Source organism: Erwinia sp. (assembly GCF_031978025.1).
Taxonomy (GTDB): Bacteria; Pseudomonadota; Gammaproteobacteria; order Enterobacterales; family Enterobacteriaceae; genus Erwinia.
This window is the reverse complement of sequence record NZ_DALZCD010000363.1, coordinates 1-3481: the sequence shown is the minus strand read 5'-3', so window position 1 is coordinate 3481 and position 3481 is coordinate 1. Positions and strand designations below refer to the sequence as shown.

The window sequence follows — 3481 nt, the reverse complement described above, 5'->3', positions numbered from 1 at the left end:
ATCGTTCCCCTGCTCGCCACGGCTGGCGGCAACAGCGGCAAAGTGTTGCAAACCGACACCGGTTTCGTCGCCGTCAGCTGGACTTTCCCTCAGGGCACGCTGTCGATTGCGCTGAATATTGGTGAGAAAACCCAGCCTTTACCCACAATGCCAGGCGAAACGATTTTTAGCTGGCCGCCAGCGCTAACCGAGCTGCCCCAGCACGCCATTCTTGTTCGCCTTGCACCGGGAGAAAACGCGTGACTATTCCAGCTTCGACCTACCGTATCCAGTTCCGTAGCGGCATGACTTTCGATCGTGCCGCCGCGCTTGTGCCCTATCTTAAACAGCTGGGCATCAGCCATCTGTATGCTTCGCCCATTTTTACCGCGCTTTCCGGCTCCACCCACGGATACGACGTGACCAATGCGAATGAAATCGATCCGGCCATTGGCGGACGTGAAGGCTTCGATCGCCTGGTGAAAGCGCTGCAGCAGGCCGGACTGGGACTGATCATTGATATCGTGCCAAACCATATGGCCTCCTCAATGGAAAATGCCTGGTGGCGCGACGTGGTAGAAAATGGCGAACAAAGCCGTTACGCGCGCCATTTTGATATCGACTGGTCGCGCCGCCTGACGCTGCCTTTCCTGGGGGATGACTTTGATAACGAGCTGGCTAACGGCGCTATCGCGGTCAAACCCGATCCGCAAACCGGGAAACCGGTACTGACTTACTACGACCAGTTCTATCCGCTGACGCCGTCCTCCTGGCAGGATCGGCAGGAAGCGGTGCTGCAGCTTACCGACAAAGCCGACCTCGCTGCCCTGCATGACCTTCAACCTTACCGGCTGATGTCCTGGCGTGATGCGCCGCGCGACCTCTCCTTCCGTCGCTTTTTTGAAATCACGGGGCTGGCTGGTGTGCGGGTAGAAGATAAAGATGTCTTTGACGATGCGCATCAGCTGATCCTCGAACTGGTGCGTAGCGGTGCGGTCCAGGGCCTGCGCGTCGATCACGTAGATGGGTTGGCCGATCCTAAGGCCTATCTGGAGCGCCTGCGTCAGGAAGCCGGTCCGGAATGCTATATCACCGTCGAAAAAATTCTGGCTAAGGGCGAGCATCTGCCCGCCGACTGGCCCATCTCCGGTACCACAGGATATGAATTTATTGCTTCCCTGTCCGAGGCACTGGTCGATGGCAGGCACCTTCGCCAGCTGCGCCAGGCCTATGAAACGCTGCTGGGTAAGCCGGTTGATGTACAGGCTGAACTGCGTGCGGCCAAGATGCTGATGGCGACGCGTAATTTTGCCGGTGAAGCGACAAGGCTGTTGCAGCTGGCTGTGACAATCGCCGCGGCCGATAATGAGCCGCTGGAAGAGAAAGCCCTGTTGACGGCGCTGCGGGAGCTGCTGGTCGCCTTCCCCGTCTACCGCACTTACGGCACACCAGAAGGGTTGCCTTCCGAGGATGCGGACCTGTTGCTGAAGATTGTGGAAGAGGTACGCCAGGGGGCTAAAGCTCCCGATCCGGCGGCGCTGGCCTTTTTAACAAGGATTATGGCGGGCGAAGTTTCTGCGGCTGGCGCTGACGAGGCGGCCAGCTTCCGCACTCGCTTTCAGCAGCTGACCGGGCCGCTGATGGCAAAATCAGTGGAGGATACGCTGTTTTTCCGACTGAATATGGCGCTGGCGCTGAATGAGGTCGGGGCAGAGCCGATGCCGGACGATTTCTCACCGGAACGCTTCCATCAGGAGATGCAGGAGCGGCTGGTTCGCCAGCCGGACGCCCTTTCCGGCACTTCCACGCACGATACCAAGCGCGGCGAAGATGCGCGTGCACGTCTTTACACGCTGAGTGAGGCGCCGGAGCGCTGGGCTGAATGCGTTTCGCGCTGGCGGCAGATCAATCAATCTCAGGTGGTGCAGCTTAAGGACGGCCCGGCACCGCGGCCCGCCATGGAGTGGATGATTTATCAGGCGCTAGCGGGCGCATGGCCTACCGATCTGCAGCCTGATGACGCGGCTGGTCTTAAAGCGCTTGAGGAGCGCTTTACCGGTTTTGTAGAGAAGGCGTTGCGTGAAGCAAAATTGCGTACCGACTGGGCCGACAGCAACGAGCCTTATGAAGACGCCTTGCAGGGTTACGTCCGTCACCTGCTGTCACCTGACAATCAGGCTTTCCTGCAGGATTTCACCGCTTCGCTACAGCCGTTTATTCACGCCGGGCTGGTTAACAGCCTGACCCAGACGGCGATTAAGCTGACCGCGCCAGGCGTACCGGATATCTACCAGGGCAGTGAAGCGCTGGATCTGAGCCTGGTCGATCCTGATAACCGTCGCGAACCGGATTTCAGTATGCTGGAACAGTGGCTGAAAGACGTTGAGCAGGCCGATGCCGCGAATGCCGCGCACTGGCTGGATGGGCGACTGAAGCAGCAGCTGATTGCCAAAGTGCTGCCCCTGCGTCAGCAGCTGCCGACGCTGTTTCGCAAAGGGGCTTATTTGCCGCTGAGTGCTACGGGACAGCAGGCCGAAAACGTACTGGCTTTTGCCCGTGTCAGCGACGAGGCTGTCCTGATTGTTATCCTGCCCCGCCTGGCGTTTAGTCGGTTGGAAGAAGGAGACTGGGCGAGCGCGGAAATCGCGCTGCCGGAAGCACTGGCTGGCCGACGCTATATCAACCTTATTAGCGGCGCTGAGTCCGCGCTGGAGAAAAGCTTTAACCTGGCTGGCGGCGACAGACGAATGCCGGTGATCCTGCTTAGTCGTTAAGAGTCGAACGGCAGCACAAGGACGTGCTGCTTTATCCTCCTGCTCTCCTCTCGCCTAATCCCTGTAGTTAAAGCTGGTATTAACCCGGCCAACGTCAGGTTCGCCTCAGCTTTCCTTAAGGCCGCATTTTTTAAATTGCGCTACAACAATCGGGCCGCTTTCAGTGCGTTATTTGTAACTAAATTAACCAAAACATGACATTTTTTAGTTTTGTAACTAAAAACACATACAATCTGGCATAACAATATTTTAATATTTGTGGACACTTTTTAACTAATGTCAAATGCCGACTATAGACACCTGCCATGATTAAATCAAAAAAGCTTCTTACTTCACTTTCTCTGTCTACTTTACTGATTTCTTCAGCCATCCACGCTGAAACTGCACCAGAAAAAACCGACGTCCTGCTGATCGGCGGCGGCATCATGAGCGCTTCACTGGGCACCATGCTGGAAGACGTTCAGCCAGACTGGAAACAGATCATGGTGGAGAAACTGGACGGCGTAGCCCTCGAGTCTTCCAACGGCTGGAACAATGCCGGTACCGGCCACTCGGCCAACATGGAGCTGAACTACACGCCTGAACGTGCCGACGGCACCATTGATGTCAGCAAAGCGCTGGAGATCAACGAAGCCTTTATGATTTCTCGCCAGTTCTGGACCTCTCAGGTGAAAAACGGCGTGCTTAACAACCCGCGCTCTTTCATCAACTCTACGCCGCACATGAGC

The 3481-nt window shown here is 56.7% G+C and carries 3 protein-coding genes; all 3 read left to right on the top strand.

What is annotated here, in order from left to right:
- Positions 1-243: DUF3459 domain-containing protein (locus tag RTK32_RS20255; RefSeq protein WP_312047090.1), on the top strand; the 243-nt coding region annotated here is incomplete at its 5' end.
- A complete protein-coding gene (gene treY, locus RTK32_RS20250; protein WP_312047088.1) occupies positions 240-2753 on the top strand; it encodes a malto-oligosyltrehalose synthase in 2514 nt (837 codons plus the stop codon). The genes RTK32_RS20255 and treY, both read left to right, overlap by 4 nt.
- A gap of 305 nt (positions 2754-3058) precedes the next feature.
- Positions 3059-3481: malate:quinone oxidoreductase (locus RTK32_RS20245; protein ID WP_312047086.1), on the top strand; the 423-nt coding region annotated here is incomplete at its 3' end.